General features: G+C 61.4%; 4 protein-coding genes and 1 pseudogene. 3 read left to right on the forward strand and 2 right to left on the reverse strand.

Annotated elements, in window-relative coordinates; all coding sequences use genetic code 11:
* Window positions 1–897 (forward strand): sulfatase-like hydrolase/transferase (locus EN984_RS24840; protein ID WP_127384016.1); only part of this gene is annotated, 897 nt, incomplete at its 5' end.
* 48 nt (window positions 898–945) lie between these two features.
* Here the strand turns inward: EN984_RS24840 and EN984_RS24845 are convergent.
* Entirely contained in the window at window positions 946–2283 is a 1338-nt protein-coding gene (locus tag EN984_RS24845; RefSeq protein WP_127269169.1) for a PRC-barrel domain-containing protein, read from the reverse strand.
* A gap of 255 nt (window positions 2284–2538) precedes the next feature.
* Between EN984_RS24845 and EN984_RS24850 the strand changes: the two genes are divergently transcribed.
* The gene (locus EN984_RS24850) at window positions 2539–3459 is read left to right on the forward strand and encodes a diacylglycerol kinase family protein (protein ID WP_127269170.1); all 921 of its coding nucleotides are present in this window, start codon (window positions 2539–2541) and stop codon (window positions 3457–3459) included.
* Between the two features lie 29 nt (window positions 3460–3488).
* On the opposite strand, the gene EN984_RS24855 is transcribed toward EN984_RS24850, so the two are convergent.
* Window positions 3489–3689 (reverse strand): hypothetical protein, encoded by a 201-nt coding sequence (locus EN984_RS24855; protein ID WP_127269171.1) that lies wholly within the window; start codon window positions 3687–3689, stop codon window positions 3489–3491.
* Window positions 3690–3859: 170 nt separating this feature from the next.
* On the opposite strand from EN984_RS24855, the pseudogene EN984_RS24860 reads away from it, so the two are divergent.
* Window positions 3860–4114: pseudogene (locus tag EN984_RS24860) on the forward strand (histidine kinase); the annotation flags it as partial.

Below are 4114 nucleotides of genomic sequence, written 5' to 3' on the forward strand. Positions count from 1 at the left end.
GAGCCCTACAACACGATGTACGATCCGGCTGACAGCCCGGCCTTCCGGCGCGCGGCAAGCTGGCACGAAGAGGCGGAAAACCATCCCTATCTTGCCTATGATCTCGGCCGGCAGAAACAGATAAAATTCCGCCCAGACGCCAGAGGCAAGGTGCACGACTGGAGCGATGACGATTTTCGCCGCATCCGCGCGATCTATTACGGCATGATTTCCGAGGTCGATGCGCAACTCGGCTGCGTCTGGAAAGCGGTTAAGGCCGCAGGCGCGTGGGACGACACCATCATCGTTCTGACCTCGGACCATGCCGAGATGATGGGCGACCATTTCATGCTGGGCAAGGGCGGCTATTTCGACGGCAGCTACCACATTCCGCTGATCATTCGCGATCCGCGCCAAGGCAAGGCGACCGGCGGCAGTGTCGACAGCTTCACCGAAGCGGTCGACATTTTGCCGACGCTTCTCGACCTGCTCGGCCAAAAGCCCGCGCCGCATCTCGACGGCGCCTCGCTGAAGCCGTTCCTGGGCGGAGAAACCCCTACGGCCTGGCGCGATGCCGCACATTGGGAGTTTGACTTCCGCTCGATTGCCGCGGGCGAGGCCGAAAACCATTTCGGCATCGCCGCACGCCAATGCAACCTCGCCGTTATCCGCACGGAGCATTTCAAATATGTGCATTTCGGCGGCAATCTGCCGCCGCTGCTCTTTGATCTAAAAAGCGATCCGGGCGAGCTGGACAATCTCGCGGCCGACCCCGGCCATCTCACCGTGCGCCTGGAATTCGCCGAACGGCTGCTCGCCTGGCGGGCCGAACATCTCGACCAGTCGCTGGCGCTGGCCGAATTGACCCAGAACGGCCTCGTCGGCCATGCCGCTGGCCTGCCACCTGGCCACACATAAATAAAGCCCGCGCCGTTGCCAGCGCGGGCTTCATTGGGCTGAACAGAATTACCTTACGATCATGCGCTGCTGATCGCGCTGTTCGGCGTAACTGCCTTTATCATAGGCGGTTTGAGCCTCGAGCTGTTCCTTGGTGAAGGTCGTGTAAAGATATTTGTTGCCGTCCTTGTCGGTCATGAATTTGAGATTATCCATACCAACCGCGACCTCCTTTTCACCGACGCCTAAGAAGCCGCCAACGTCGACGATCACCGCGTCCGTCTTGTTGTCAGGCGCAAGCACGACATCGCCGATTTCGCCTACCCTGGCGTCGTTTGCGCCGTAGACAGTCGTGCCCTTCAGGTCATCGGCACGAATCTCGCCGACCGGCATCTCGGTCAACGTCGACTTGTCGATGGCGGCAGTCTGTGTCTGGTCGGGAGCCGAGGCGTCAGGGGTGGTCGCTGCCGGAGCTTCGGCGGTCTTATCTGCCGGAGCGACAGCAGGAGCCGTCGTGTCGGACGGCACAGCAGCCGGAGCGGTGGCCGCAGGCTCGTTGGAAGCCGTCGTGGCCGGCGCCGGATCATAGGCCTTGCGGTCGAAATCGGGCTGCGCCTGCAGCTCTTCCTTGGTGGTCTGGGCCACCAGCCAGCGGTCGCCATTCTTCTCGGCCCACTGCGCCTTAGAGAAATCATAGGTGACATTCTTGGCGCCGAGGCCAAGGAAACCGCCCACGCCGATGACCAGGGACTCGGCCTTGCCTTCCTTGGTCAGCACGATGTCGTTGACGTCGCCGATATTCTGCGCGTCATCACCGGTTCCGTTATATACGTCTTCACCGATGATGTTGGTGGCAAGGTTACCGTCCGCGCGCTTTACCGGTTCCGCCGGAGCGGCGTTCATGTCGGCCGGCTTTTGTGCCGTATCCGTCGTAGCAGGTGCCGTAGGTGCGGTCGCGTCGGTCGATGCCGCAGGTGCGGGGGCCGGACTGTAGGGCTGGCTGTCGAATTCCGCCTGAGCGGTCAACTCGTCCTTGGTCGTCTGGGCTACCAGCCAGCGGTCACCATTCTTTTCGGCCCACTGCAGCTTGCCGTACTCGAAGGCGACGCTCTTGGCACCGACACCCAGAAAACCGCCAACGTCGATGACGACGGATTTCGCCTGCCCATCCTTGTCGAAGACGACGTCGCTGACATTGCCGATGTTCTCGGCATCATCGCCGGTGCCGTTGTAGACGGATTCACCGATGATGTTGGTGACGATGCTGCCCTCTGCGCGGACCGTCGCGGCGCCTGACTCCTGAACGGCTGGGCTCTGTGCCGGCGCCGGGGTCGTCGCGCTCTGCGCATATGCGCCCGTCGCGATCAGTGTTGCGAGTGCGGTCGTGGCTAAAAGATTGCGGATCATGATAGTCTCTCCTCGTGCCTGATCTCATGCGCCGCGTCTTCGCCGGAAAGTCGGACGCGGCATCTACAGGTTCACAACGTTGTGACCAGTCTGTTGTTCCGACAAAACCGCGCCGTCCGGAAATCGAAATCACAGAAATGATCGAGCGGCTTAGAAGCCCGTTCGTGTCAAGGGAACCTTTTCCGTCGCCGCCGCGTTTCAGCCATCGGCTGGGCGTGTCCCGGCCACTTTTTGGCTGACATGGTGGAGCGGGGTATGAAATTCGCAGCGGTGCTGAACCGGGATGGCGGCACTTTGCGCACCACCGACCTCGTCGCCTTCTCCGACAGGATGCATCAGACGCTGGAGACGGCAGGGCACTCGCTCAGCATCGAAATTGTCGCCGGCAAGGACGTGGTGGAAACGCTCGACAGCGCGGCTTCGCGTCGCTCTGTCGACGTCGTGCTGGCGGGTGGCGGCGATGGGACCATTTCCGCCGCGGCCGCGCGGCTGATGGGCACGAAGAAGGCGCTTGCCATATTGCCGGCCGGCACCATGAACCTGTTCGCGCGGGGGTTGGGCATTCCGCAGTCACTCGATGGAGCGCTGAAATCCTTCGCCGACGGCGAAATCATCGCGGTCGACGTGGCGACAGCCAATGGCCAACCTTTCATACATCAGTTCTCGATCGGCATGCATGCAAAGATGGTGCAACTGCGCCAGAAGATGGAGTTCGGTTCGCGGTTGGGAAAGATCCGCGCCTCGGCCAAAGCGGCTTGGGCGACGATCAACAATCCACCTGCGATGAATGTGACGCTCAGCATCGGCGAAGCCGAAATGGCGGCACGCATCACCGGCATCGGCATCACCAACAATTTGTTCGGCGAAGGCCATTTGCCTTACGCCGACAATCCGGCGGGCGGCGTACTCGGTGTCTATGTCACGGTGGCGAAGCAGCGCGCCGAACTGGTCAAGTTTTTCTTCAACGTGGCGCGCGGCAAATGGCGCGACAACGAACATGTCGAAATCCACCAGACGAACAGAACGGTGCTGAAAATCCATTCGAGCAGCCGCAAGTTTCGCGCTGTGATGGACGGCGAATTGGTCAGGCTTGACCGTGAAACGGTAATCGAAATCCAGCCTGGCGCGCTGAATGTACTGGTGCCGGCGAGCGCGGCCCAATCGAGAGCCGCCTGATGCGATGCGTTGCAACGAACAAACCGGCTTTAGCCAGCAGGAGCCTGCTCGGTGGTGCTGGGCGTGGGGACATGCTGTTCATCGCTGGTTGGCGCCTTGATCAACACACCATAAATCTCGGCAATGCCCCACGCAGCAAACACCAGAAGCAATGCGGCGATCAGGATTCGAAATCCATGCCAGCCCCATCGCCCCTGCCGCGCCTTGTTTTCTGGAATGATCTTGGCCATGCTCGATCCCTGTCTCATTCTGCACCAGCTGGCGCGCTCGGCAAATCATGGTCGGGTAACGGTTCCTCGCTAGGATGGTTCCGGAAAAGCGCGCTGGCCTTGCACCAGCGCAAGCAGGCGACGGCGAAGACCGGGACGAGGCAAGTGGGGTGACTGGCAAGACGCAAACAGTGCCCGAGCTGCCGGCCGAAGTTGCGCGCGCAGTCAAGGATGTTGACCGGCTCGCCGTGCTGCACGGGTTGGAGGTGCTGGATACAGCGGCCGATCCCGATTTCGACCGCGTCAGCAGCCTTGCCGCGGCGGTGATGCAGGTGCCGATGGCCCTGGTCACGCTCGTCGACCTCGAACGGCAGTGGTTCAAATCCTGCTTCGGCCTGGACGAGGCCGAAACCGCGACCGACGTCTCCTTCTGCGCCCATGCGATT

It is taken from the genome of Mesorhizobium sp. M7A.F.Ca.CA.004.12.1.1, from assembly GCF_003997835.1.
Taxonomy (GTDB): domain Bacteria; phylum Pseudomonadota; class Alphaproteobacteria; order Rhizobiales; family Rhizobiaceae; genus Mesorhizobium.

Excerpts from the sequence above, each read along its gene's own strand:
- EN984_RS24850 (WP_127269170.1), top strand. The coding sequence starts at position 2,539 with ATGAAATTCGCAGCGGTGCTGAACCGGGATGGCGGCACTTTGCGCACC.
- EN984_RS24855 (WP_127269171.1), bottom strand. The coding sequence starts at position 3,689 with ATGGCCAAGATCATTCCAGAAAACAAGGCGCGGCAGGGGCGATGGGGC.
- EN984_RS24845 (WP_127269169.1), bottom strand. The coding sequence starts at position 2,283 with ATGATCCGCAATCTTTTAGCCACGACCGCACTCGCAACACTGATCGCG.